Here is a 23464-nt window from a genome sequence, read left to right as displayed (position 1 = left end):
CCTCCCCACCCATCAAGAGGTCCACCATGTCCGTCTGCACCCCCGACACCGTCGAGCAAGCCGTCAGCCACGTGCTGGTCAGCGTCGACGCCGCCGGCAACATCAGCTGCCAGCCCGCCGAGCTCGACGTCAGCGGCAGCAACGTGCTGATCGTGTTTGCGCTGGCCGCGCGCGACTGGGTGTTCCCGGACAGTGGCGCCATCGTCGTCGCCAACGGCGGCACGCAGTTCCCGATACCGGCCTGGACCATCAACAACAAGCAGGCCGCGCTGCTGGACTGCGACACCGCGGCCGGCACCTTCAGCTACACCGTGACGGTGCAGCACACCAGCAGCGGGCAACGGAAGTCGCTCGACCCGACGATCAAGAACCAGCCCTGAGCCCCGGCGCCGCGGGCGCGCCGCCTCAGACCTGGCGCGGGCGCACGCGCACCCCGTCGGCCACCGCGGCCGGCGGGTACACCAGCACCGAAGCACCCTCGGCCAACCCTTCGCGCACCCAGGCGTCGCTGCCGTTGCGCGCCGCCACCACCACCGGCCGCAGCCGCGCACGGCCGCCATCGAGCACGAACACCGCCAGGCCCTGCCCCTGCGGCTGCGGGAACACCGCGCTCACCGGCACGCGCAGCACGCGCGCTTCGCTGCGTGTGACGATGCGCACGCCCACGCGGTAGCCGTCGCCCAGCGCCGCCCAGTCGGCCGCGGGGCTGGTGATGTCGATCAGCACGTTCACGCGCTGCTCTTCCACGCCCAGCGCCGACACCTTCGTGAAGGCCGCCGGCTCGACGCGCCGCACGCGCCCCTGCAACGCGTTCGGCCCGCCCCAGCGTTCGATGCGCACGGCACTGCCGGGGGCGGCCGCCAGCGCGTCGCTGGTCAGCAGCTCGGCCACGATCTCCATCTGCGCCGTGTCGCCCAGCTCCAGCAGCGGCGTGCCCAGGGCGACCGTGGCCTCGCTGGTGTGGTGCAGCTTCAGCACACGGCCGGCCACCGGCGCGCGCAGCACGAAGCCCGCGCCGCTGCCGCTGCGCACGGCACCCAGCGCGGCCCGCGACTGCGCCAGTTCGTGGCGTGCGATGCGCTCGCCGTCCACCGCCGCGTCCAGCTCCTTCTGCGCCGCCTGCGCGGCCAGCCGGTCGCCGTCGATCTTGGTCGGCGCGACGAAGCCCTGCTGCGCCAGCTGCTCGGTGCGGCGCAGCTCGTTGCGCGCCTGCTCCAGCGCCACCTTCGCGGCGTCGATGCGCGTGACGGCGCGGTGCGCGTTGGCCTCGGCCGCGCCCACGCGCGCCTGCTGCTCGCGCAGGCTGCGCTCGTCGAGCATCGGGCTCATCAGCGGCAGCAGCGTCGCCACCACGGCGCCCGCGGCCACCGTGTCGCCTTCGCGCAGCGCGGTGCGCTGCAGCCGCCCGGCCAGCGGCGCCGAGACCACGAAGCGCTCGCGCAGCCGCGTGCGTGCGTCCTCGCTGATGCTGGTCTCGAACGGGCCCAGCGTGGCCGTGGCCACCTCCACCTGCACCGGCCGCGGCGCGAAGGCCCAGCCCAGTGCGGCCAGCAGCAGCACGCCCGCGGCGGCCGCCCCCAGCAGCGTCTTGCGTTGCATCGTCGTCACTCCCTCGTCTTCAAGGCCGCCACCATGTCCAGCGCGTCGATGCGCCGGCGCACCACCAGCGCGCTGGCGACACCCGCCACCACCACGCAGAGCGCGGCCCAGGCATAGGTGCGCGGCTGGATCACCACCGGAAAGTAGAACTGGTCGCTCTTGAGCAGCTCGGCGATCAGCTGCACCAGGCCCCAGCCCAGCAGCATGCCCAGCGGCAGCGCCACCGCGATGGAGATCGCCATCTCGCCCAGCAGCAGGCCCGAGACCTCGGCGCGCGTGAAGCCCAGCACGCGCAGGCTGGCCAGCTCCCAGGTGCGTTCGGCCAGCGCGATGCGCGCGTTGTTGTAGACCACGCCCACGGCGATGACGGCCGCGAACACCGTGAGCACCGTGCTCATGATGCGGATGTTGCGGGCGCTGATCTCCTGCATGTTGCGCAGCATGCCGGCCTTGCTGAAGGCGCCGGCCACCCTGGGCATCTGCCGCGTGGCTTCCAGCAGCGCGGGTTCGGCGCCGCGGTCGAGCAGCAGCACGAAGCCGGTGGAGAGGTCGCCGTCGCCGAGCGCGCGGTTCAGCGCCTCGCGGTGCATGTAGGCGTTCAGGCCCATCATCTCGCGCACGGTGGCGTCGACCACCAGGCGCAGCGTGCGTGCGCGGCCTTCCAGCACCTCGACCTGCACCGTGTCGCCCACGCGCACGCCGAGCTTGGCGGCCAGTCGGTCGGTGAGCACCAGACCGTCGCCCGCGGGCGCGGTGGCGCGCAGGTCGGCGTCGACGATGCGGTACAGCTCGGGCCACTGCGCATAGCCGCGGATCTGGCTGCGTTCGCGCCGGTGGCCGTTGACCAGCGCCACCGAGACGAACCGGCTCGACTCCGCCGCCTTCACGCCGGGCAGGTGCAGCAGTTCCTCGCGGGCGCGGTCGGGCACCGCCTCCAGCGCCCACACGGCGACATCGTTGCGCATCGCCAGCGTGAACTGCGCATCGACGACGAACTCGATCGCATCGCGGAAGAAGTTGCCCATGATGACGATGGCCACCGCCGCCGCCACGCCCGCGATCGACAGCGTGCTGCGCACCGGCCGCCGTTCCATCGTGCGCAGGATCATGCGCAGCTGCGTGCCGATGCCGGTGATGCCCAGCCGCTCCAGCACGGTGGGCCGGTAGTGGCCGGGCGCGGGCGGGCGCATGGCCTCGGCCGGCGCCAGGCGCACGGTGGCGGCAATCGCGTTCAGCGTGCCCGCCACCGCGGTGGCCACGGTGAGCAGCGCGCCCACCAGCACCAGCCCGGGCGCCAGCACGTGCTGCAGTTGCGGGAAGCGGAAGAACTCCGCGTACAGCCCCATGAACAGGCCGCCCAGCACGTCGCCCACCAGCACGCCCAGCAGCAGCCCGATGGCGACGATGGCACCCACCAGCTTCAGGTAGTGCGCGGCGATGGCGCCGTTGGCATAACCCAGCGCCTTCAGCGCCGCGACCTGCTCGCGCTGCGTCGCCACCAGGCGCGACACCACCACGTTCAGCAGGAAGGCCGCCACGCCGAGAAAGATGCTGGGCAGCACCGTGCCCAGCACCCACAGCTCCTTGATCTCGTTGTCGAGCATCGCGTGCGAGGTCTGGTCGCGGCGGCCGTGCGCCTCGCGCCCGCCGTAGCGCGCCAGCACCTGCTGCAGCCGCTCGATGACGTCGCGCTCGTCGGCGCCCGGCGCCAGCTTCACGGCCACGCGGTTGAAGGCGCCGGCCATGTCGAAGGCCGCAGCCAGCGCTTCGTGGTCGACCCAGAAGACGCCGAAGCCGCGCTGGTCGGGCATGCCCCAGAGCCCGGCGAACACGTACTCGGGCGACAGCGCGATGCCTGCCACGCGCAGGGTGCGCTGGCGCCCGTTCACCAGCGCCTGCAGCGTGGCGCCGGGCTGCAGCCCGTGGCCGTTGGCGAAGGCCTCGGAGACCCACACCGGCAGCGTGCCGTCGGACTGCGCCGGGCCCGGCGACAGCGAGGCATCGTCGGCGATGCCGCGGCGCAGCGTCAGCCGGTTCATGCGCAGCGGGCGGTCGCGGCGCAGGCCGATGAGCTGGCCGATGATGGGGTCGGCATAGCCGTCGAGCGTGATGCGCACCGCGTGCTCGGTGGTGGTCTGCACGTCGGCCACGCCGGGCAACGCCCGCAGCGTCTCGGCCAGGGCATCCGGCGCGCGCTTGACGCCGGCGAAGACATCGGCGAAGCGGCCGCTGTCGTAGAAGCGCCCGCGCGCCAGCGCCAGCGAATCCACCGCCGACAGCGTGGTCAGGAAGCCGCCGATGCCGCTGGCCACCACCAGCGCGATGGTCAGCGCCTGGCTCCACAGCAGGCGCAGGTCGCGCAGCAGCTTGCGGTCGAGCGCCTTCATGGGGCCACCGTGCGCCGCGGGGTCGTGCTCACCAGCGCAGCTCCGCCGGGGAGATCTTGTGCGCGTTGGTCTCGATGCGCTGGATCGTGCCGTCGCCCAGGTGCACCACGCGGTCGGCCATGCCGGCGATGGCGGCGTTGTGCGTGATCACCACCGCGGTCGTTCCGAGCTCGGCGTTGATGCGCGCAATGACTTCGAGCACCAGCTTGCCGGTGGCGTAGTCGAGCGCGCCGGTGGGCTCGTCGCACAGCAGCACCTCGGGCTTCTTCACGATGGCGCGTGCGATCGCCACGCGCTGCTGCTCGCCGCCCGACAACTGCGCCGGGAAGTGGTCGGCACGCGGCATCAGGCCCACCAGCGCGATGGCCTCGTCCACGCCCATCGGGTCGGTGGCGATGTCGGTAACGAGCGCCACGTTCTCGCGCACCGTGAGGCTGGGGATGAGGTTGTAGAACTGGAACACGAAGCCGACGTGCTCGCGCCGGTAGCGCGTGAGCGCGGCCTCGCCCGCGCCGGTGAGCGCCTGCGCGCCGAAGTGCACGCTGCCGCTGCTGGCGACGTCGAGCCCGCCCAGGATGTTCAGCAGCGTGCTCTTGCCGCTGCCGGACGCGCCCAGCAGCACGATGAACTCGCCGCGGCGGATCTGCAGCGACACGTCGCGCAGCGCCACGACCTCCACCTCGCCGGTGCGGTAGACCTTGCCGACATGGTCGGCGGTGAAGACGGTGTCGTCGGGCATGGTGCGGCGCAGCAGTGCAATGCATTGTGGGCGCCGTCCCGCGCGCGCCGTTGACGCACGTCAAGCCGCGCCGGACGCTGCGGGCAGCCCCGCGCGCTTGGCGTCAGAATGGGGCAACCCACCCTCAGCCGGAGAGTCCCCGATGCACCTGCCCCGCCTGCTCACCCTGGCCGCCGCCCTCTCGCTGGCCGCGGGCCTGGCCCCTGCCGCCCAGGGCGACCAGCCCGTGAAGCCGCTGCCGGCGAACGCCGCCAACCCGGCCAAGACCACCTCGCAGACCAAGACCGCCTCGCTGCCGGCCAAGGGCCTGTTCCAGGGCGACAAGCTCACGCCGCTGGCGCAGCAGAAGCTGACCGAGCTGGTGATCAACGCCATCGGCCTGCAGGTCGACGTGGCGCTGCTGGTGCCCACCGGGCCGTGGAAGATCGAGGACACCGGCACCGACGAACGCTCGCTGACGCCGGCACGGCTGGAGGCGGTGAAGAAGTTCCTGCAGCAGCGCGGCGTCGATCCGAAGCGGCTCTACGTGGAGAGCCGTGTCGACGAGAAGATCAAGGAACCGCGCCTGGACGTGCAGATCGTCGGCAAGCCGGCGAACGACTGAGCGCCGCCACCGGCCTCACTGGCTGGGGAACAGCCCCGGCGGGTCTTCGGTCAGCGGCAGGGCCACCGGCTCGGCGGTGGAGGCTGCCGTGCCGCCGTGTTCCGCGCCAGGTGCCTGCCACGCTGCGCGTACAGCGGCCACGGGCGGCACCGGCGCACTTGGCGACGGCGAGGCCACCGCCGACGGCTGGGGCGCAGGCCGCAACCCCAGCACCCACACCCGGCAGCCCTGCGGCCGGCACTGCACCGCGTGGTCGGCCACGCCACCCAGCACCACGCCCCAGGCATCGGCCAGATCGCGGCCGCGCCAGCGCCGCGTGAGCGGCCGCGCACCGGCCAGCGGCGCGGGCCCTGCGGCCAGCGCCCAGGTGCTGCCGCTGAGTGCGGCCAGTTGGCGCGCAACGGCATCGCGCGGCCCGGCGTGGGCTTCGATCACCCACTCGGCGCGCTCGCGGAAAACACGCCAGTGGCCGTCGGCCGCGGCGGCGGGGCCGGCTGCCAGGGTCGCGGCAAGGGCTGCCAGCAGTGCCGGTCCCGACAACGGTCGTGCGCGCATGGTGGCGGCCCTCAGTACTTGCCTTGTTCGTCGACGTTCTGGCCCAGGCTCTGCACCTTGGTGCGGCTGTTGGCGGCGTTGTCCATGGCCAACGAACCGCGCAAGGTCATGCCAGAGAAGCCCGAGCGGGCATTGCCAGTCGCCACCGAGTCGATCACCTGGACGTATGCCGAACTTCCGGCGGTGAAACCGGACCAGCCGTTGCGACTGGCCGTCGAGTGCAGGACCATGCCGCTGTACACGGTGATGCCATTGCCGGAGTTCATCTCGGCGCGCGAGTGCATCACCTTGCCTGCACTGCCTTCGCTTCCCCAGACGTCGATGCCATGGCCGTTGTGCGAGGCGCTCACGCCGTCGACGACGGCCTGACCGAGCAGGCGAACGCCACGCGAGAAGCCGCGCACCGCGCCGTTGCGCACGGTCACGCCCTGCAGCACGCTCGGCGCGGAGACGCCGAAGGTTTCGACGGCTGGCTTGTTCGCACAGGTGACTTCACGCGTGCTGGCATTGCGGCTGCACGTGACCGGGCCGCTGATCGTGAAGCCGTTGAGGTCCACCGTGATGTTGTGGCCCTGGATGTCGATGCCGGTGAGGCCCGCGGGCACGACCAGGTTGCCGGTCAGGCGGTAGTGGCCGCTCTGGGTGAGCGTGATCGGGAAGCCGGCCGTGTCGGTGCTGTTGATGCCGCCGGCCACGGCACGGCTCTGGTCGATGTTGGCCTGGGCGTGCGCGCCCGAGGTGGCGCACAGGGCGGCCAGCAGGCCGAGGGAGGCGACGGTGTGGTGCAGGGAGCGGGTCATCGTCGGAGTCTTTCCGGGTGGTGTTGCGATGCCCGGCAGTCTCGGCCGCGCCCGTTTCACCGCCGCTGCACGCGCCGGCGCGGCCTGTTTCATTCGTTGCCGCTGCACGCGCGTGCCGCGGCGCACGGTCGCGCAGCGACACGGCAGGCGTGCCCGGTCAGTCTCCAGCCGCGCTGGCGCCGGCATGGCGCGGCGGCACCTTCGTCGGATCGCGCTGGTCGGTGGGTTCGAGGGCGAGGTTGTGCGCGACCAGCGCGCCATCGTCCAGCGCGATGCTGACCAGATGCGGCTGCCTGCTGACCTGGTGCTCGATCTCGCGCCGCCACTGCCCCATCACCACGACTCGGTTGTCCAGCAGCCAGTAGCGCACCGGGTTCGCGGTTCCGCTCTCGCTCATCGGGAGCTCGGCCGTCCACAGGGGCTGGAGCCGGGTGTCCAGCCGCGTCAGCGACAGGCGGCCGGCGTCGTCCATGCGCGAGCTGTGCCAGACGAACACGCCGTCGGGATTGCTGGCGGCCAGCACGTCCTCGCCCGGCAGCTGCTTGAGGAACCGTCCGCGCAGGAAGACCGCGCTGCCGGCGACCGGCTCCAGCCGGCGGATGTGCTCGTAGCGTTCATCGAAGCGCTGCACCGGCGCGGTCTGCACGGTCCAGAAGCTGCGCCGCGACGCCGCACCCTCGTCGAGGATCGAGTAGGGGTAGGCCAGGCGGTCGCCGAACGGGTCGTTGGCGGCGGCCGCCGCCTCGTTGGGTGCGTACAGGCCGATGCGCCTGCCGTCGATCACCGCCATCCGGACCGGCACATCGCCGCCCGGACGCGTCGGCACCACCTTCGGCATGCCGTTGGCCTTCAGCGGCGCCGGCGGCGCAGGGCGCGCGCCGGGCACCCACGGCTGGGCCTGCAGCGCCGGGCCCCGCAGCACCCAGCGGCGCGCGTCGGCCGCCTGCACCACGAGCCCGCGGTCGAAGCCGTAGAACCGCGCCTCGCTGGGCAGCCGACCCGCCAGCTCGGGGTTGGCGGCCTCGATCGCAGCGGCGTCGACACGCACCGCCCCGTCGCGCGCCGCCACGGCGAGCGGCGACTCGGCGATCTGCAGCCACACGCGGTCGTCCTCCTGCCCGAGCAGGGCTCCGCTGGTGGCCGAGCCCACGATGCGCGTGCTGCGCGCTGCGGTGGCGGCCTTCGGGTCGTTGAAGGTGACCAGCCGCGCGCGCCACAGCGGCGTGGCCGTCGCCGGCTCGTATGCGCGCAGGTCGAAGTGGAACAGCGTGTCGCGCCGCTCGGTCGAACTGTTGTTGCGACCGCCCCCGGTGCGGCTGACCCGGCGCTCTTCCTGCTTCGTCAGCACCAGCAGCAGCGGCTTGCCGTCGACCGCCACCATCAGCGGGGCGCCCTGCACCTCGGGCGGCTCGAAGCGGGTGCCGCTGCAGGCCGCGAGCACCAGCGCGGCGACGGCCACCCCCAGTGCAGCGGCGCGGCGGACGACGGCGCGCATGCCGCAGCCTCCCCGTTCGTCCAGCGGCAGCACTGCTCGCATGCTGGCTGCGCCTCGCGGCCTCAATCGTCCTTCTTGCCCTTGCCGTGGCCCTTGCCCTTGCCCGGGTGGTCGTCGCCACCGCGGCCGCGGCGCTCGGCGTAGCGGTCCTGCACCCAGCGTTCCTGCACGAAGTACACGGGCTGGCCGCAGGCGTCGTAGCGCCGGCAGTGCTTGGCCCAGTTCTTCTGGTGGCCGGGCGGCACGTACAGGTAGATCGGGCGGCGCTGCACCAGCACCGCCTGCGGCGGCGGCGCGATGATGATCGGCTGCGGCATCACCACCATCGGCGGCGGCGCGTTGCCGATGTCGATGCGGCCGTAGACCCCCGGCTGCGCGATGCCGATGGAGATGCCGACCTGGGTTTCGGCCAGGGCCGGCGCGGCTGCAGCCAGCAGCGCCAGGGCAGAGAAGACGATCGCTCGTGGCATGGGATCCTTGGTGCTCAGGGCACGGTGATGGCCAGCGGGGGCACCGCAGCCTTGGTGTCGATCGGCGTGTTCTTCACGGCGCCGCCGGCGCTGGCTTCCAGCGTGTACAGGCCGGGGGCGGCGGCGTCGGGGGCGAAACTGAAGCCGGGTGCGAAGGCCGCGCGCAGCGGGGCGTCGACGGGCAGCGCCGCGCTGAAGGCCCCGGTGGCCTCGTCGACCGGCAGCCATGCGATCTCGACCGTGCTGCCGTTGCCCAGCGTCTGCAGCGCGCGCAGCGTGCCGGTGGCCGGCGACAGCGTGCCGGCCACGGTGCGTTCGGGCACGGCCACGGCCGGCAGCAGGATCGGTGCGGCCGCGGTGCTGACGACGGTGTGCGCGGTGTCCACCACGGTCACGCCGGTCAGCACGGCGCTGACGCGGCCCGGGGCCGTGAGCACCAGGTCGTGGCTGCCCACCGGCACCGGGTACAGCACGAACTGCCCGGCGGCGTCGGGCACGGTGGCCTTCAGCGGCACGCCGTTGCTCTGCACCGAGACGTTGGCGCCGGCCAGCAGCGGATCGACGAAGCCCGTGATGCGCAGCCCGGCGTCGGACAGCACAGGGGTCACGCTGATCACCGGCTTCAGGTTGTACTGGCCCGAGTTGCCGCGCTTGACGACCGACTTGCAGGCGTCGAAGTCGATCACGGCGTCGACCACCTGGTTGGCCGGCACGCTGACGTTCATGTTCAGCTTGATGCCGGTCTGCTGCCCGCTGGGCGTGGTCAGCGCCGTCTCGGCGCCGCCTGTGGGCACCACCGAATTCGCCAGCGGCGTGGCGCCGCCGTTCGCCGCCAGCACCAGCCGCATCTGCGTGTAGGTGCCCGCGGGCAGCTTGATCGCCCCCAGCGTCTCGAGCACGCCGTTCTGCAGCGTCAGCAGGTCGATCTTCTGCACCGAAGGCAGCACGAGTTCGTACCAGCCGCTGTCGGCGTCCACCGCCGTGCTGCTGGCATGCACGCGCACGCGCTCGATGCTGATGTTGACCTGGTCGTAGCCGCAGGCCGGCGCGTCGGTCAGCTTCAGGTTCATGGTGCCGTCGGTCGAGGCACCGCTGCCGCCGATGCCGCCGCCGCCGCCGCAGGCGGACAGGGCCGCCGCGGCTGCCAGCGCAGCCGCCAGAGTGTAGTGTCGGGTTCGGTTCATGACGGATCTCCAGCGGGGGTGGCGCCCGTTCCACCTGATGCAGGCAGGCGCTCTTCGAAGTAGTGGATGCCGACGCCGACGCGGGCGCGCGGCACGTCGGGGCCCTGCGCCGGCGCGTCGTCGTCGTGCGCGGCGAGCCAGCGGTCCAGGCGCTCCAGCAGCGACTGCGCCTGCACCGACGACTGGGCGCGGAAGTCGGCCAGGACGCTGACAGGGATGGCGTGGTACATCACCTTGCGCTGGAAGCGCCGCTCGTGCGGCGGCGCCTCCAGGTTGTGGCCGATGGTGGCCACGAGGTCGGCGACGTCGCTGCCGAGGATGCCCAGGATCTCCTGGCTGCCGGGCTGCGGCACGTAGGCGCGCGCCACGGGCTCGAGCCGGCCGTCGTCGCGCCAGCGCACCGAGCCCGTGCGCAGCAGTTCGTCGAGCACGGCGCGCGCGGGCATGTCGCCGCTGTAGCGCTTCACCAGCACCGCGAAGCCGAGGTCGCCGTCCATCGTCAGCGGCTGCGGCTGCCCGTCGCGCGTGGCGAAGTCGGCGTCGCGGATCCAGCCCGTCAGCACCTTGGCAGCGCGGTTGTTGCGGTCGACCTGGTCACCGCCGGGTTCGTAGGGCGCGGCCACCAGGCGCTGCACTTCCTTGCGCGTCAGCCCGGTCAGGATCGATGCCCGCGACTGCGACGGCTTCTTGTCGTCGAGCGCGAAGTCCTTCATCGCCACGTCCACGTACACCTGCTTGGCCAGGGCCTCGAAGGTGGCGAAGGGCACCGCGTGGCGCAGCAGCAACCGCACCAGCGGGCGCAGCAGCCGCATCACGGCCGCTTCGATGGCGCGGCGGGTGGTGGCGTCAGGTTCCATGTTCTTGGGACAACTTTCCCAATTATCGAGGCATCCGCCAGAGCGGACGTGAGCGTCGGTAACGACGCGGCGGCAGCAGGCAACTGCCGCCGAGGATGCCACGCGGACGCGCCCGCCCCCAGACCCTGTTCAGGCGTGCGCTGCCGGCGCGCAACGCCCCGGCAACGCCCAGGTCAGGCGGCGCCCGGGCCCGACAACAGCGGAATGGCGCCTTCCGAGCTGCCGCCCAGCAGCCCGGTCTGCGTGTAGATGCCGAGCTTGGCGCGCGTGTCCTGGATGTCCAGGTTGCGCATCGTCAGCTGGCCGATGCGGTCGGCCGGCGTGAAGGCGCCTTCCACCTTCTCCATGCTCAGCCGCTCGGGCTGGTACGTGAGGTTGGGGCTTTCGGTGTTCAGGATCGAGTAGTCGTTGCCGCGGCGCAGTTCCAGCGTCACCTCGCCGGTGACGGCGCGGGCCACCCAGCGCTGCGCGGTCTCGCGCAGCATCAGGCACTGCGGGTCGAACCAGCGGCCCTGGTAGAGCAGCCGGCCGAGCTTGCGGCCGTTCAGGCGGTACTGCTCGATGGTGTCCTCGTTGTGGATGCCGGTCACCAGCCGCTCGTAGGCGATGTGCAGCAGCGCCATGCCCGGAGCCTCGTAGATGCCGCGGCTCTTGGCCTCGATGATGCGGTTCTCGATCTGGTCGCACATGCCCAGGCCGTGGCGGCCGCCGATGCGGTTGGCCTCCTCGAACAGCGCCACCAGGTCCGGGAAGCTGCGGCCGTTCAGCGCCACCGGCACGCCTTCCTCGAAGCGCACGCTGACGGTCTCGGCGGCCACCGCCACGTCGTCGCGCCAGAAGGCCACGCCCATGATGGGCTGCACGATGTGCATGCCGGCGTTCAGGAACTCCAGGTCCTTGGCCTCGTGCGTGGCGCCGAGCATGTTGCTGTCGGTGCTGTAGGCCTTCTCGACGCTCATCTTGTAGTCGAAGCCGTTGGCGATGAGGTACTCGCTCATCTCCCTGCGGCCGCCGAGCTCGTCGATGAAGGTCTGGTCGAGCCAGGGCTTGTAGATCTTCAGCGCCGGGTTCGCGAGCAGGCCGTAGCGGTAGAAGCGCTCGATGTCGTTGCCCTTGTAGGTGCTGCCGTCGCCCCAGATGTGGACGTTGTCCTCCTTCATCGCCACCACCAGCGCCGTGCCTGTCACGGCGCGGCCCAGCGGCGTGGTGTTGAAGTAGGTGGCGCCACCGGTGCTGATGTGGAAGGCGCTGCACTGGATGGCGGCCAGGCCCTCGGCCACCAGCAGCGCGCGGCAGTCCACCAGCCGCGCGGTCTCGGCGCCGTAGGCCAGCGCCTTCTTCGGGATGGCCTCGTAGTCGCTTTCGTCGGGCTGGCCGAGGTTGGCGGTGTAGGCGCAGGGGACGGCACCCTTGGCGCGCATCCAGTGCACGGCGGCGCTGGTGTCCAGGCCGCCGCTGAAGGCGATGCCGACACGTTCGCCGGCGGGCAGGTTTTGCAGGATGGTGGCAGACATGGGGCGGGCTTCGTTGAAAGGGCGGGGTGGGCGTTCGCAGCCCGCGATTGTCGCCCGATCAGTGGCCGCGTTCGCGCAGCAGCGCCTCGATCGCCGGCAGCAGCGGGCCCAGCCGCTCCTCCACCGCGTCGCGCACGGTGTCGACGATCACCTGCGTCTGGCGCTCGATCTCGATGTTCAGCGCGTCGCCGGGCTGCTTGTCGCCGAAGGTCGTCATGCGCAGCGTCTCGGGGATCAGCCAGACCTCGAACCAGCCGGCACGCTTGTCGGCCTCGGCCACCGTGAGGCTGGCGCCGTTGACTGCGATGTAGCCCTTGGCGAAGACATAGCGCATCCACTGTGGCGGCACCGCGATGCGCAGCACGTGGTTGTTCTCGGGCTGGCGCACGCCGGCCAGCGTCGCCATGCAGTCCACGTGGCCCGACAGCGGGTGGCCGCCGATCTCGGCGCCATCCTTGGCCGCGCGCTCCACGTTGAGGCGGCTGCCTGCGCGCAGGCCGGCCAGCGTGGTGAGATGCAGGCTCTGCTGCATCACGTCGAAGCTGGCGGCGTCGGGGCCGTCGAGCGAGGTCACGGTCAGGCACACGCCGTCGCAGGCGACGCTGGCGCCGATGGCCAGGCCGTCGGCGAAGCCGGGGGGAAACTGCAGCCTGAAGCTGCGCAGGCCGGGGCGGTCGCGCAGCTGCGCGACCGTGGCGATGCCTTGCACGATGCCGGTGAACATGGGGCGGCAGCTTAGCAGTGTCGGCACCGCGCCGAGGGCGCTGCTAAGCTGCCGGCCCCATGCACACCCCACCGCCCTGGCCCCGCGTTCCCGGCCTGCGCCTGCTGCACGCCCCCGGCCCCACCCGCGTGCCCGACGAGGTGCTGCACGCGTTGCAGCGCCAGCCGATGGACCTGGCCGACCCGCGCGTGGCGGCGCTCATCACGGCTTGCGAAGACGGCCTGAAGGCGCTGCTGCAGACCACGGCCGACGTCTTCTTCTTCAGCGCCAACGGCCACGGCGGCTGGGAAGCCGTGATCGCCAACCTGGTGGCGCCAGGCACGGCCATCGTGGTGCCGGGCACCGGTCACTTCTCCGACGGCTGGGCCGAGCAGGCCGAAGCCTTCGGCGCGCGCGTGCTGCGCACGCCCTGGACCGAAGGCGCGCCGGCCGACCCCGTGGCGCTGGAAGCCCTGCTGCGCGCCGACACGCAGCACAGCATCGCCGCGGTCTTCGTGGTGCACACCGACACCGCCAGCGGCATCACCGCCGACCTGGCGGCGATGCGCCGAGCCATCGACGCCGCCGGCCACCCGGCGCTGTTCGTCGTCGACGCCGTGGCCTCGCTGGCGGCCGCACCGCTGGCGATGGATGCGCTGGGCGCCAACGTCGTGATGGGCGCGTCGCAGAAAGGCCTGATGCTGCCGCCGGGCCTGGCCTTCGTGGCCGCCGACGCCCGCGCGATGGACGCCGCGCGCCGCAACACCGCGCCGCGCTACTACTGGGACTGGGTGCGCCGGCAGAGCCCGCTGCAGTACCGCAAGTTCTGCGGCACGCCGCCGCTGGCGCACCTGGCGGGGTTGCAGGCGGCGCTGGGGCTGATCGCCGCCGAAGGGCTGGAGCAGGTGCACGCCCGCCATGCCCGGCTGGCGCGCATGGTGCACGCGGCGGTCGAAACCTGGTCGGCGGCGGGCGGCCTGCGGCTGTTCGCGCGCGTGCCGGCAGCGCGCTCGGTTTCGGTCACGGCCATCGAGGTGCAGCCGGGCATCGACCCCGAGGCGCTGCGCACGGTGGCGCGCGAGCGCTTCCAGGTCGCGGTGGCCGGCGGCCTGGGGCCGCTGCACGGGCGCGTCTTCCGCATCGGCCACCTGGGCGACATGAACGAGGCCATGCTGCTGGGCTGCCTGGCCGGCGTCGAGGCGGCCATGCGCGTGCTGCACGTGCCGTTTGGGCCCGGCGGTGTCGACGCCGCGGTGGCGGTGCTGGGCGATGTCCGCTGAGTCATCCGCCGAGCCGTCCAAAGCGCAGCCGTTCAGCCTGGCCGCGCCGCCGCCGGGCTTCATCGACGACCCCTACCCGTTCTACGCAACGCTGCGCCGGCAGGACCCGGTGCACGCGCTGGCGCCCGACACCGTGCTGCTGACCCGCTACGACGACGTGCTGGCGGTCTACCGGAGCGCGCACGCCAGCAGCGACAAGCAACGCGAGTTCGCATCCAAGCTCGGCGCGCCATCGCCGCTGTACACGCACCACACCACCAGCCTCGTCTTCAACGACCCGCCGCTGCACACGCGCGTGCGCCGCATCCTGATGGGCGCGCTGAACCAGCGTGCCATCGCGCGCATGGAAGCCGGCGTGGTGGCGCTGGTCGACGGCCTGCTCGACCGCCTGGCCGACGAGGCCGCCCCGGACCTGATCGAGCACTTCGCGGCGCAGATCCCGGTCGACGTGATCGGCAACCTGCTGGCCGTGCCTGCGTCCGACCGCGCGCCGCTGCGGGGCTGGTCGCTGGCCATCCTGTCGGCGCTGGAGCCCGCACCCGGGCCCGACGTGCTGGCGCGCGGCAACGCCGCCGTCAGCGACTTCCTGCACTTCCTGCGCGCGCTGGTGGCCGAGCGGCGCCGCCGGCCCGGCGACCCCGACGCCGACGTGCTGACCCGCCTGCTGCGCGGCGACGACCAGGGCCAGCTGAGCGAGGACGAGCTGCTGCACAACTGCATCTTCCTGCTCAACGCCGGCCACGAGACCACCACCAACCTCATCGGCAACGGCCTGCACGCGCTGCTGCGCCACCCCGGCGAATTGCAGCGCCTGCAGCAGCAGCCCGACCTGCTGGGCAGCGCGGTGGAGGAACTGCTGCGCTTCGAAAGCCCGCTGCAGCTGAACAACCGGCTCAGCACCGCGCCCATCGCGCTGGCCGACCGCACGCTGCCCGCCGGCCTGTTCATCACGCTGGCCATCGGTGCGGCCAACCGCGACCCTGCCGTGTTCGCGCAGCCCGACCGGCTGGACATCGCCCGCAGGCCCAACCCGCACCTGGCCTTCGGGCAGGCCGCGCACGCCTGCTCGGGCATGAACGTGGCGCGGCTGGAAGCGCGCGTGGCCATCGGCCGGCTGCTGGCACGCCACCCGCGCATCGCGCCTGCCGGCGCCCCCGAACGCGACCGGCGCGTGCGCTTCCGCGGCCTGCGCCACCTGCCGGTGGTGTTGTGAGCATGGAGCCGTTCAAGAACCTGCTGAACCCCGCCGGCATCCGGCAGGCGGCCGAGCGGCTGCACGCCGCCTGGCCCGGCTTCGACACAGACGGCTTCGTGCGGCGCGCCTGCGCGGACCTGGACGCGCTGGAGATGAAGGCACGCGCGCTGCAGATCTGCGACGCGCTCGAGCACACGCTGCCGGCCGACTTCGAGGCGGCAGCCGAGGTCCTGCACACGGTGCTGCGCGGCGACGGCGCGCTGGAAGGCTGGATCCTGTGGCCGGTGGGCGAGTTCGTCGCCCGTCGCGGACTGCAGCAGCCCGTGCTTGCGCTGGCGGTGCTGCACGCGCTGACGCAGCGCTTCACGGCCGAGTTCGCGATCCGGCCGTTCATCGTCGCGCACCCGGAGCACGTCTTCGCGACGCTGGCGCGCTGGGCGCAGGACGACAGCGAGCACGTGCGCCGCCTCGTCAGCGAAGGCAGCCGCCCACGCCTGCCCTGGGGGCTGCAGCTGAAGACGCTGGTGGCCGATCCGTCACCGGCGCTGCCGCTGCTGGCCGCGCTGCAGGACGACCCCAGCCCGTACGTGCGTCGCAGCGTCGCCAACCACCTGAACGACATCGCCAAGGACCACCCGGCGCTGGTCGCCGCGTGGCTGGAGACCCACCTGCCCGGTGCCGGCAAGGAACGGCGCCAGCTGCTGCGCCACGCCAGCCGCACGCTCATCAAGCGCGGCGACCGGCGTGTGCTCGCGGCCTGGGGGCTGGGGCAGCCGCTGCGCGGCACGGCGACGCTGTCGGTGGCGCCGCACGCCATCGTGCTGGGCGACCATCTGGAACTGCACCTGGCGCTGGCCAGCACCGCCGCGCGGCCGCAGGCACTGGCCATCGACTACGCGGTGCACCACGTGAAGGCCGACGGCAGCACCACGCCCAAGGTCTTCAAGGGCTGGACGGCGACGCTGCCCGCGCACGGCACGCTGGCATTGACGAAGCGCCACGCGGTCAAGCCCATCACCACGCGCCGCTACCACGCCGGCCGGCACGCGGTGGACGTGCAGGTCAACGGCCGCGTGGTCGCCAGCGCCGCGTTCACGCTGCGACTGGCCTGATCGCCGCGCTCAGGAACGCGGCGGCGCGGCCCAGCCTGCGGCGTCGAAGCCGACGCTGATGCGGCCGTCGGGCCATTCGACCACCGGGCGCTTGATGGTGCTGGGCTGCGCCAGCAGCACGGCGCGCGCGGTGGCCGCGTCGACGACGCCGTTGCGCGTGGCCTCGTCGAGCTTGCGCCAGCTTGTGCCCTGGCGGTTCAGCAGCTTCTGCCAGCCCACGGCGTCCAGCCAGGCGTCCAGTCGCGCCACGGGCACGCCGGCCTTCTTGAAGTCGTGGAAGTCATGCGCGATGCGCTGGTCGGCGAGCCAGGCACGGGCGCGCTTGACGGTGTCGCAGTTGGGAATGCCGTAGACGATCATCGTTGGGCTTGCTTTCGTGTTCATTGCCGGTCGCTGGCGGCGTCGCAGCGCGGGTCGATGCCGTAGGCGCCATCGCGGACCAGGCCATCGTCGCCGATCGAGACCTGGAACCACAGGCAATCGTTCGTGGGGTAGCGCCAGGACCAGACCTCGCCGCCCTGCCAGCCGCCGTGGCGGCGCTCGCCGGGGCGTCCGAGCGTGCGCAGCAACTCGTCGCGCGGCATGCCCGGCGCGCGCGCCTGGAACGCGGCGAAGCTGGCCTCGTTCAGCACCTGCCGGACCGCGGTGGCGCGGCCGCTGGCATCCACGTCGACCATCCATGTCTCGCGGCCGAAGGGTCCGCGGGCGAATTCCAGCCGCGTCGCGCCGTCCGGCAGCGCGTAGCGGCCGGTGGGCGTGCCCAGGCGCTGCTGCAGGTCGGCCTGGCTCTGGCCCGGCGCCGCGGGCGGCGCCACGGCGCAGGCCTGCAGGGCCAGCGCGCAGACTGCCATCGACAGGGTCTTCAGCATCGGGCGCCTCATCCGGTGGTGCGTTGCGGGCCGCCCCCGGCGCGCTGGCGCAGGGCGTCCAGGTGCGTGCGGCTGCACGGCACGCTGGCGCCGTCGCGCAGGCGCACGCGGGCGTCGCCGGACTCGGTGGGTTCGATCGCATGCACCATCGCCAGGTTCACGAGGTAGCTGCGGTGCACGCGCACGAAACGCTGCGGGTCCAGCTGTCGTTCGATGCCGGCCAGTGTCGCGCGCAACGGATAGTCGTGTTGCTGGCGGTGGAGATTGACGTAGTTGCCGCAGGCCTGCACCCATTCGATCTCGGCCACGGGCAGCAGGAACTCCTTGCCCAGCTTCTTGACCAGCAGGCGTTCGGGTGGGGCCGCTGCTGGCTCGGCCACGGGCACGGGCTCGGGGGTCGGCGTGACCGCCGCCGGTGCGGCCGCGAGCCAGCGCGCCTCGCCCTGCCAGCGCCACAGCAGCAGCCGGTACAGCAGCACGGCCGCCACCACCAGCACGTAGCTGCGCAGGTCCTTCAGCGCCTCGTAACCCAGCAACCGAGGCCAGTCGTCGAAGGCGTAGTGGCTGCCGTAGGCCAGGTAGACCAGCTGCCGCAGCAGCACCATGCCCAGCACGTGCAGCACGCAGCACACGCCGGCCGCCAGCAGGTGCAGCGGCAGATGGCGGCGCAGCACGCCCCAGTGCAGCGGCCAGCGGCCCAGCACCCAGACCACGCCGGGAATCAGCAGCAGCCAGACCAGGTTGCTCGTGATCTCCCAGGTCGGCACCTCCCACGGCGCCAGCTGCACGCCGATGCGCGCCAGGTCCATCTGCGTCACCAGCGTGTTGGCCACCACCTGCACTGCGGCCAGCAGCAGCCACAGCAGCACCTCGACCGGGCGGCGCACCGCCAGGTAGCGCTGCAGCCAGCGTTCCTGCCGATCGGCGGTGGCAGGGGTGGCGGGGGGCGGCAAGGCAGGCATCGCGCTGCAGTGTAAGCAGCCGTCCCGGCCGGGTCGCGGCCCGTCACCACGCAGCCACGGCCCGTCACCGCGGGCACACCAGCCCGGCGGCGGCGCGCAAGCTGCCGCCATGCAAGAACGACGTCTGACCGAACTCGACTGGGTGCGCATCGGCGCCTTCGGGCTGCTGATCCTGTACCACGTGGGCATGTTCTACGTGCCCTGGGACTGGCACGTGAAGTCACCGCAGCCGGTGCCGGCGCTTGAGAGCTGGATGCTGCTGTCGGCACCGTGGCGGCTGCCGCTGCTGTTCGTGGTGTCGGGGGCGGCCACTGCGCTGCTGCTGCAGCGCGGCGGACCCGGCGCCGGGCTGAGCGGGCGCAGCCGCAGGTTGCTGCCGCCGCTGCTGTTCGGCATGGCGGTGGTGGTGCCGCCGCAGGCGTACCTGGAGGTGGTGGAGAAGCTCGGCTACGACGGCAGCTATGCCGACTTCCTGGTGCGCTACTTCCAGGCCGATGGCAGCTTCTGCCGCGGCGGCGACTGCCTGGTGCTGCCGACCTGGAACCACCTGTGGTTCGTGGCCTACCTGTGGGTCTACACCGCGCTGCTGCTGGCGGCGCTGCGGCTGGGCGGCGGCCGCTGGGCCCGGTCCGCAGCGTGGCAGCGGCTGTCCGGCGGCGCGCGGCTGCTGTGGGTGCCGTGCCTGGTGCTGGGGCTGTCGCGGCAACTGGTGCCGCACTTCCCGTCCACGCACGATGTCGTGGGCGACTGGTTCAACCACGCGCTGTACGTGCCGCTGTTCGTGCTGGGCTGCGTGCTGTTCGGGCAGCGCGACGACCGCCACGGCGCCTGGGCCGCCGCCGAGCGGCTGCGTTGGTGGGCGCTCGCTGCGGCAGTGGTCTCGCTGCTGGGGATGCCGCGCCTGCTGGCGGCGCTGGGAGGCTGGGACGCCCTGCCCGCCTGGGCGCAGCCGGCCTGGCTGGCGCTGGGCGGGCTGCGCCACTGGACGCCGGTGCTCGCGGTGCTGGGCTTCGCGCGGCGGCACCTGCGCGAGCGCGACGGCCCGGCACTGCACACGCTGCGCGAGGCGGTGTTCCCGTTTTACATCGTGCACCAGACCATCATCGTGGTGGCCGCGCACCACCTGGCACAACGGCACTGGCCGCAGGCGCTGGAAGCCGCCGTGCTGGTGGCCGTCACCGCGGCGGGCTGCTGGGCCACCTACCTGGCCGCGCGCCGCATCGGTTGGCTGCGGCCCTGGCTGGGGCTGGGGCCGGCGCGCGGGGCAGGCACCAACGACAACGGCCTGGCGTCGCCGCCAGGCCGTTGAGGAAAGTTGGTGGGCCCCGACAGATTCGAACTGTCGACCAACGGATTAAGAGTCCGCTGCTCTACCAACTGAGCTAGGAGCCCGAAAGATCTCGCGCAACTCGCGTTGTCACGTGGTGGGTCGTGCGTGACTCGAACACGCGACCAACGGATTAAAAGTCCGCTGCTCTACCGACTGAGCTAACGACCCGTCCGCAGAGCCTCACATTATAGCCAGGATTTTGCGGCTTGTGGAAGTGGTCTCAGCGCAGCAATGCAGCGATAGCCTCGCCGGCCGCCACCATGCCGAACGTGGCGGTCACCGTGACGCTCGATCCGTAGCCGGCGCAGTTCAGAGTGCCGTCTGTGCCGGGGTCTGTACCGGGGTCCGTGCCGCACGCCGCCTCGGGCATCGCGACGCTCTCGCGCGAGAACACGCAACGCAGCCCGATGCAGCCCGCGCGCGCGGCGCCGTGGTGCTTGCGCAGGCGCTGGCGCAGGCTGGCCAGCAGCGGGTCATGCGTGGTGGCAACGAGGTCGTCGACCTCGACGCGCTGCGGCAGCCGCTTGCCGCCCGCCGCGCCCACGCAGACCACCGGCACCTGCTGCGCCAGGCCCCACGCGGCCAGCGCGGCCTTGGCCCGCACCTGGTCGCAGGCGTCGACCAGCACGTCCACCGGCTCCGGCAGCAGCGCCGGCCAGTTCTCGGGGCCGACGAAATCATCGACCACGCGCACGTCGCAGCCCGGATGGATGTCGGCGATGCGGTCACGCAGCGCCAATCCCTTGGCCTGGCCCAGCGTGCTGCCCAGGGCCTGCACCTGGCGGTTGATGTTGGATTCGGCGACGTGGTCCAGGTCGAACAGCACCAGTTGCGCCACGCCGCTGCGCGCCAGGGCTTCGACCGTCCAGGAGCCGACGCCGCCCAGTCCGACCACGGCGACACGGCCGGCGCGCACGCGGGCATAGCCCGCGTCGCCGTACAGGCGGCGCAGGCCGCCGAAGCGGCGCTCCAGGTCGGCCGCCTCGGCGGCGGGCCGCGCGCCCGGCACGGCCGCGGCTGTGGCTACTTCAACGATGCCAGCCGCTCCTTGCCGGCCTGCGCCGCCTCGGACTGCGGGTAGGCCTTCAGCAGATCCTCGATGGTCTTGCGCGCGCCGCGCGGGTCCTTCATCTCGGCCTGGCTGTTGGCCAGCGCGAGCAGGGCCTCGGGGGCACGCGGATGGTCGGGCGAGGCACTGACGAAGCCGCGGAAGGCCGTGATGGCCTCCTTGTAGTCGCGCTTGCCGTACAGCGCGTTGCCGAGCCAGAAACGCACCGAATCGGCGTACGGGCTGCCCGGGAAGCGGCGCTGGAAGGCACCCAGGGCCGCGACCGACTTGTCGAAGTCGCCGCCGCGCAAGGTGGCGATGGCTTCGTCGTACTGCCGCTTCTGCTCGGGGTCGACGAGCACCTCGCGCCCGTCGAGCGACACCTTCACCGGCTCGAGCCGGCGCAGGCGCTCGTCGAGCGTCTGCGAGACGTCGCCCTGCCGGCGCTGCAGTTCCGCCACGTCGCGCGCCAGCTGCTCGTCGCTGCCGCGCAGCTTGGCGATGTCGGCGCGCATGGTCTCGAGCTGGTTGTTCAGGTCGAGCAGGCTGCGGCGCAGCGCGGTGATCTGCTCCAGCAGCGCCGCGTTGGCGGCGGCGCTCTCGGCAGCACGCTGCGCGTTCTGCTCCTCGACCTTGGCCAGGCTCTGGCGCAGGTCGACGATGGCCTTGCGCGCCTCTTCGTCGTCGAAGAGCCCTGCGTGCGCTGCACCACCGCCCAGCAGGCCGATGGCCAGCAGCACCGGCGCGACGATGCGCCCGGCCATGATCAACGGTCCTTCAGCTCGGCGCGGCGGTTCTTCGCCCAGGCCGCCTCGTTCTTGGCCGTGTCGGCCGGCCGCTCCTCGCCGAAGCTCACGGCCTCGACCTGCGCGTCGCCGGCACCCAGCACGGCCAGCGACTTGGCCACCGCCTCGGCGCGCTTCTGGCCCAGGGCCAGGTTGTACTCACGGCCGCCGCGCTCGTCGGCGTGGCCTTCGACGATCAGCTTCTGCGACTTGTTGGTGCTGAGCAGGCGTGCGAAGACGTCGATGGTGGGCTTGAACTCGTCCTTGATGACGTAGCTGTCGAAGTCGAAGTACACGATGCGCGCGGCGGAGGCGGCGGCAGCACGCGCCGAAGCGGCGGCGGCGGCGGCGTTCTGCGCGGCGAGGTCCACGGTCTGCACGGTGGACTGCGCGGTGCCCGACGGCGTGGCCGGCGTCGCAGGCTTCGGTGCCACGGCGGTCACGGGGGTGCGCGTCTCCACCGGTGTCGTCGACGTGGTGGTCGGGGTGGAGCTGCAAGCTGCCAGCAGGGCGGCCATGGCCAGACCGGCCAGCACGGGGGTGGAAGTGCGCTTCATCTTCAAGTTCTCCAACGGTGGAAGGAAATTGTCTCGCAAGCCCCGGGACGCAACTGGCCGCCGGGGCGGGTGACCGCATGTCCGGTGGGCCTCATCGTCAGCGGGCGAACGGCCCCCAGGCCGGCTCGCGCATGTCGCCCGTGGTCGTCAACAGGCGGGTTTTGATCTTGCCATCGAGCGTGGTGGTCATCAACACGTCGCGCCCCTGCAGGCGCGTCGCGTACACGAGAAGCCGGCCATTCGGCGCAAAACTGGGGCTTTCGTCGTCGACCGTGTCGGTGAGGATCTGCACGGCGCCGCTGGCCAGGTCCTGCGTCATCAGCTTGAAGGCGTCGCCCTGCTGCGTGATGTAGGCCAGCGTCTTGCCATCGGGGCTGATGGCCGGGCTGATGTTGTAGTTGCCGACGAAGCTGACGCGCGTGGCGTTGCCGCCCCCGGCCCCCACGCGGTAGATCTGCGGGCCGCCGCCGCGGTCGCTGACGAAATAGATGAACGAGCCGTCGGGCGCGTACACGGCCTCGGTGTCGATGCCGTTGCTGATGGTCAGCCGCCGCGGCGTGCCGCCGTTGCGCGACATCGCATACAACTGCGCCAGGCCGTCGCGCGAGAGAGTCACGACGAGCGTGCTGCCGTCGGGCGACCAGGCCGGCGCACTGTTGGAGCCGCGGAAGTTGGCGATCTGGCGCCGCGCGCCCGTCATCAGGTTCTGCACCCAGACCACGGCCTTCTGCGACTCGAACGAGACGTAGGCCAGTTCCTTGCCGTCCGGCGACCAGGCCGGCGAGATGATGGCCTCGGGGCTGGCCAGCGCCACCTGCCCGCCTTCGCCGTCGGCGTCGGTGATGTGCAGCGTGTAGCGGCGTCCGCTCTTCACCACGTAGGCGATGCGCGTGGCGTACACACCGCGCTCGCCGGTGAGCTTCTCGTGCACTTCGTCGGCGATGCGGTGCGCGGCCAGGCGCAGGTCGGCTTCGACGACGACCTTGCTCTGGCCCAGCACCTGCTCGCCCTTGACGATGTCCCAGAGCCGGAAGCGCAGGTCGTAGCGGCCATCGGCCAGGCGCGTGACCGAGCCGGCCACCAGCGCGTCGGCGCCGCGGTCGCGCCACTCGGGCAGCGCGACGCTGCTGTTCTCGTCCAGCGGCAGCGGAGCGTCGCTGGGCTTGAAGACGCCGCTGCGCTGCAGGTCGGCGCGGATGATGGCCGACACGGGCTGCGGCACGCCGGCCTCGCCACGGAAGCTGGCCACCGTGATCGGCATCTGCGTGCCGCCCAGGCCCGAGATCTCGATGCGGAACTGTGCCGCTGCTGGCGCTGCGGCCGTGGCTGCCAGCGTGCTGAGTAGAAAGTGTCGGCGTGACCCCATGGAGCCGGTGGACCGTGTTTCGCGGTGAGAGTTCAATGCCCTGCCATTCTTCT

General features: G+C 72.2%; 24 protein-coding genes and 2 tRNA genes. 6 read left to right on the top strand and 20 right to left on the bottom strand.

Annotated features, from left to right (window positions below; genetic code table 11):
- The first annotated feature begins 26 nt into the window (after window positions 1-26).
- Window positions 27-380, top strand: a complete 354-nt coding sequence (locus ACPOLB_RS21050) for a hypothetical protein (RefSeq protein WP_425257998.1) — start codon at window positions 27-29, stop codon at window positions 378-380.
- A 25-nt stretch (window positions 381-405) separates the two neighbouring features.
- Here ACPOLB_RS21050 and ACPOLB_RS21045 read toward each other — a convergent pair whose 3' ends face one another.
- From ACPOLB_RS21045 to ACPOLB_RS21035, 3 genes are read right to left on the bottom strand one after another with little or no spacing between them, the layout of a single operon-like run.
- Entirely contained in the window at window positions 406-1599 is a 1194-nt protein-coding gene (locus tag ACPOLB_RS21045; protein ID WP_425257996.1) for an efflux RND transporter periplasmic adaptor subunit, read from the bottom strand.
- 5 nt (window positions 1600-1604) lie between these two features.
- The gene (locus tag ACPOLB_RS21040; RefSeq protein ID WP_425257995.1) at window positions 1605-3986 is read right to left on the bottom strand and encodes an ABC transporter permease; all 2382 of its coding nucleotides are present in this window, start codon (window positions 3984-3986) and stop codon (window positions 1605-1607) included.
- 28 nt (window positions 3987-4014) lie between these two features.
- Complete coding sequence (locus tag ACPOLB_RS21035) at window positions 4015-4725, bottom strand: ABC transporter ATP-binding protein (RefSeq protein WP_425257994.1); 711 nt, start codon at window positions 4723-4725, stop codon at window positions 4015-4017.
- A 142-nt stretch (window positions 4726-4867) separates the two neighbouring features.
- Between ACPOLB_RS21035 and ACPOLB_RS21030 the strand changes: the two genes are divergently transcribed.
- Window positions 4868-5329 carry a hypothetical protein gene (locus tag ACPOLB_RS21030; RefSeq protein WP_425257993.1) on the top strand — a complete coding sequence of 154 codons (462 nt, stop codon included), beginning with the start codon at window positions 4868-4870 and terminating at the stop codon, window positions 5327-5329.
- Between the two features lie 15 nt (window positions 5330-5344).
- Here ACPOLB_RS21030 and ACPOLB_RS21025 read toward each other — a convergent pair whose 3' ends face one another.
- From ACPOLB_RS21025 to ACPOLB_RS20990, 8 genes are all read right to left on the bottom strand, one after another.
- Complete coding sequence (locus ACPOLB_RS21025) at window positions 5345-5884, bottom strand: hypothetical protein (RefSeq protein ID WP_425257992.1); 540 nt, start codon at window positions 5882-5884, stop codon at window positions 5345-5347.
- Between the two features lie 11 nt (window positions 5885-5895).
- Entirely contained in the window at window positions 5896-6777 is an 882-nt protein-coding gene (locus ACPOLB_RS21020) for a hypothetical protein (RefSeq protein ID WP_425257991.1), read from the bottom strand.
- 64 nt (window positions 6778-6841) lie between these two features.
- Window positions 6842-8179, bottom strand: coding sequence for a PA2928 family protein (locus ACPOLB_RS21015; protein WP_425257990.1), 1338 nt, complete (start codon window positions 8177-8179; stop codon window positions 6842-6844).
- Between the two features lie 62 nt (window positions 8180-8241).
- Window positions 8242-8649 carry a hypothetical protein gene (locus tag ACPOLB_RS21010; RefSeq protein WP_425257989.1) on the bottom strand — a complete coding sequence of 136 codons (408 nt, stop codon included), beginning with the start codon at window positions 8647-8649 and terminating at the stop codon, window positions 8242-8244.
- A 14-nt stretch (window positions 8650-8663) separates the two neighbouring features.
- Window positions 8664-9833 (bottom strand): DUF4382 domain-containing protein, encoded by a 1170-nt coding sequence (locus tag ACPOLB_RS21005; protein ID WP_425257988.1) that lies wholly within the window; start codon window positions 9831-9833, stop codon window positions 8664-8666.
- The gene (locus ACPOLB_RS21000) at window positions 9830-10690 is read right to left on the bottom strand and encodes a DUF6502 family protein (protein ID WP_425257987.1); all 861 of its coding nucleotides are present in this window, start codon (window positions 10688-10690) and stop codon (window positions 9830-9832) included. Before ACPOLB_RS21000 ends, ACPOLB_RS21005 begins: the two co-directional genes overlap by 4 nt.
- Window positions 10691-10863: 173 nt before the next feature.
- Window positions 10864-12204 carry an argininosuccinate synthase gene (argG, locus tag ACPOLB_RS20995; RefSeq protein ID WP_425257986.1) on the bottom strand — a complete coding sequence of 447 codons (1341 nt, stop codon included), beginning with the start codon at window positions 12202-12204 and terminating at the stop codon, window positions 10864-10866.
- A 58-nt stretch (window positions 12205-12262) separates the two neighbouring features.
- Window positions 12263-12928: a riboflavin synthase subunit alpha gene (locus ACPOLB_RS20990; protein WP_425257985.1), complete on the bottom strand. Its 666-nt coding sequence runs from the start codon at window positions 12926-12928 to the stop codon at window positions 12263-12265.
- A 59-nt stretch (window positions 12929-12987) separates the two neighbouring features.
- On the opposite strand from ACPOLB_RS20990, the gene ACPOLB_RS20985 reads away from it, so the two are divergent.
- From ACPOLB_RS20985 to ACPOLB_RS20975, 3 genes are read left to right on the top strand one after another with little or no spacing between them, the layout of a single operon-like run.
- On the top strand, window positions 12988-14187 hold the full coding sequence (locus ACPOLB_RS20985) for a pyridoxal-phosphate-dependent aminotransferase family protein (RefSeq protein ID WP_425257984.1): 1200 nt from the start codon (window positions 12988-12990) through the stop codon (window positions 14185-14187).
- The gene (locus tag ACPOLB_RS20980; RefSeq protein WP_425257983.1) at window positions 14177-15400 is read left to right on the top strand and encodes a cytochrome P450; all 1224 of its coding nucleotides are present in this window, start codon (window positions 14177-14179) and stop codon (window positions 15398-15400) included. The genes ACPOLB_RS20985 and ACPOLB_RS20980 overlap by 11 nt, the downstream gene beginning before the upstream one ends.
- Before the next feature lie 2 nt (window positions 15401-15402).
- On the top strand, window positions 15403-16494 hold the full coding sequence (locus ACPOLB_RS20975; RefSeq protein ID WP_425257982.1) for a DNA alkylation repair protein: 1092 nt from the start codon (window positions 15403-15405) through the stop codon (window positions 16492-16494).
- A 9-nt stretch (window positions 16495-16503) separates the two neighbouring features.
- Here ACPOLB_RS20975 and ACPOLB_RS20970 read toward each other — a convergent pair whose 3' ends face one another.
- Genes ACPOLB_RS20970 through ACPOLB_RS20960 form a run of 3 tightly spaced genes read right to left on the bottom strand, consistent with a single transcriptional unit; the run spans window position 16504 to window position 18325 of the window.
- Complete coding sequence (locus ACPOLB_RS20970) at window positions 16504-16878, bottom strand: ArsC family reductase (RefSeq protein WP_425257981.1); 375 nt, start codon at window positions 16876-16878, stop codon at window positions 16504-16506.
- On the bottom strand, window positions 16875-17363 hold the full coding sequence (locus tag ACPOLB_RS20965; protein ID WP_425257980.1) for a hypothetical protein: 489 nt from the start codon (window positions 17361-17363) through the stop codon (window positions 16875-16877). The genes ACPOLB_RS20970 and ACPOLB_RS20965 overlap by 4 nt, the downstream gene beginning before the upstream one ends.
- Window positions 17364-17371: 8 nt before the next feature.
- Window positions 17372-18325, bottom strand: coding sequence for a LytTR family DNA-binding domain-containing protein (locus ACPOLB_RS20960; RefSeq protein ID WP_425257979.1), 954 nt, complete (start codon window positions 18323-18325; stop codon window positions 17372-17374).
- Between the two features lie 109 nt (window positions 18326-18434).
- Here ACPOLB_RS20960 and ACPOLB_RS20955 point away from each other — a divergent pair, with 109 nt between their 5' ends.
- Window positions 18435-19634 (top strand): acyltransferase family protein, encoded by a 1200-nt coding sequence (locus tag ACPOLB_RS20955; RefSeq protein WP_425257978.1) that lies wholly within the window; start codon window positions 18435-18437, stop codon window positions 19632-19634.
- A 7-nt stretch (window positions 19635-19641) separates the two neighbouring features.
- On the opposite strand, the gene ACPOLB_RS20950 is transcribed toward ACPOLB_RS20955, so the two are convergent.
- The 6 genes from ACPOLB_RS20950 to tolB all read right to left on the bottom strand — a co-directional run bounded on the left by ACPOLB_RS20950 (window position 19642) and on the right by tolB (window position 23411).
- A tRNA-Lys gene (locus ACPOLB_RS20950) sits at window positions 19642-19717 on the bottom strand.
- A 30-nt stretch (window positions 19718-19747) separates the two neighbouring features.
- Window positions 19748-19823 (bottom strand) — tRNA-Lys (locus tag ACPOLB_RS20945).
- Between the two features lie 52 nt (window positions 19824-19875).
- Window positions 19876-20664, bottom strand: a complete 789-nt coding sequence (locus tag ACPOLB_RS20940) for a tRNA threonylcarbamoyladenosine dehydratase (RefSeq protein ID WP_425257977.1) — start codon at window positions 20662-20664, stop codon at window positions 19876-19878.
- Window positions 20665-20678: 14 nt separating this feature from the next.
- Window positions 20679-21467 (bottom strand): tol-pal system protein YbgF, encoded by a 789-nt coding sequence (ybgF, locus tag ACPOLB_RS20935; RefSeq protein ID WP_425257976.1) that lies wholly within the window; start codon window positions 21465-21467, stop codon window positions 20679-20681.
- A gap of 2 nt (window positions 21468-21469) precedes the next feature.
- Complete coding sequence (gene pal, locus ACPOLB_RS20930) at window positions 21470-22045, bottom strand: peptidoglycan-associated lipoprotein Pal (RefSeq protein WP_425257974.1); 576 nt, start codon at window positions 22043-22045, stop codon at window positions 21470-21472.
- A gap of 97 nt (window positions 22046-22142) precedes the next feature.
- The gene (tolB, locus tag ACPOLB_RS20925; RefSeq protein WP_425257973.1) at window positions 22143-23411 is read right to left on the bottom strand and encodes a Tol-Pal system beta propeller repeat protein TolB; all 1269 of its coding nucleotides are present in this window, start codon (window positions 23409-23411) and stop codon (window positions 22143-22145) included.
- Window positions 23412-23464: the final 53 nt, after the last annotated feature.

The organism is Rubrivivax soli (genome assembly GCF_049810355.1).
In the GTDB taxonomy this organism is placed as follows: domain Bacteria; phylum Pseudomonadota; class Gammaproteobacteria; order Burkholderiales; family Burkholderiaceae_C; genus Rubrivivax.
Note: the sequence above shows the minus strand (reverse complement) of the source record. Positions and strands in the feature narration are given on the sequence as shown.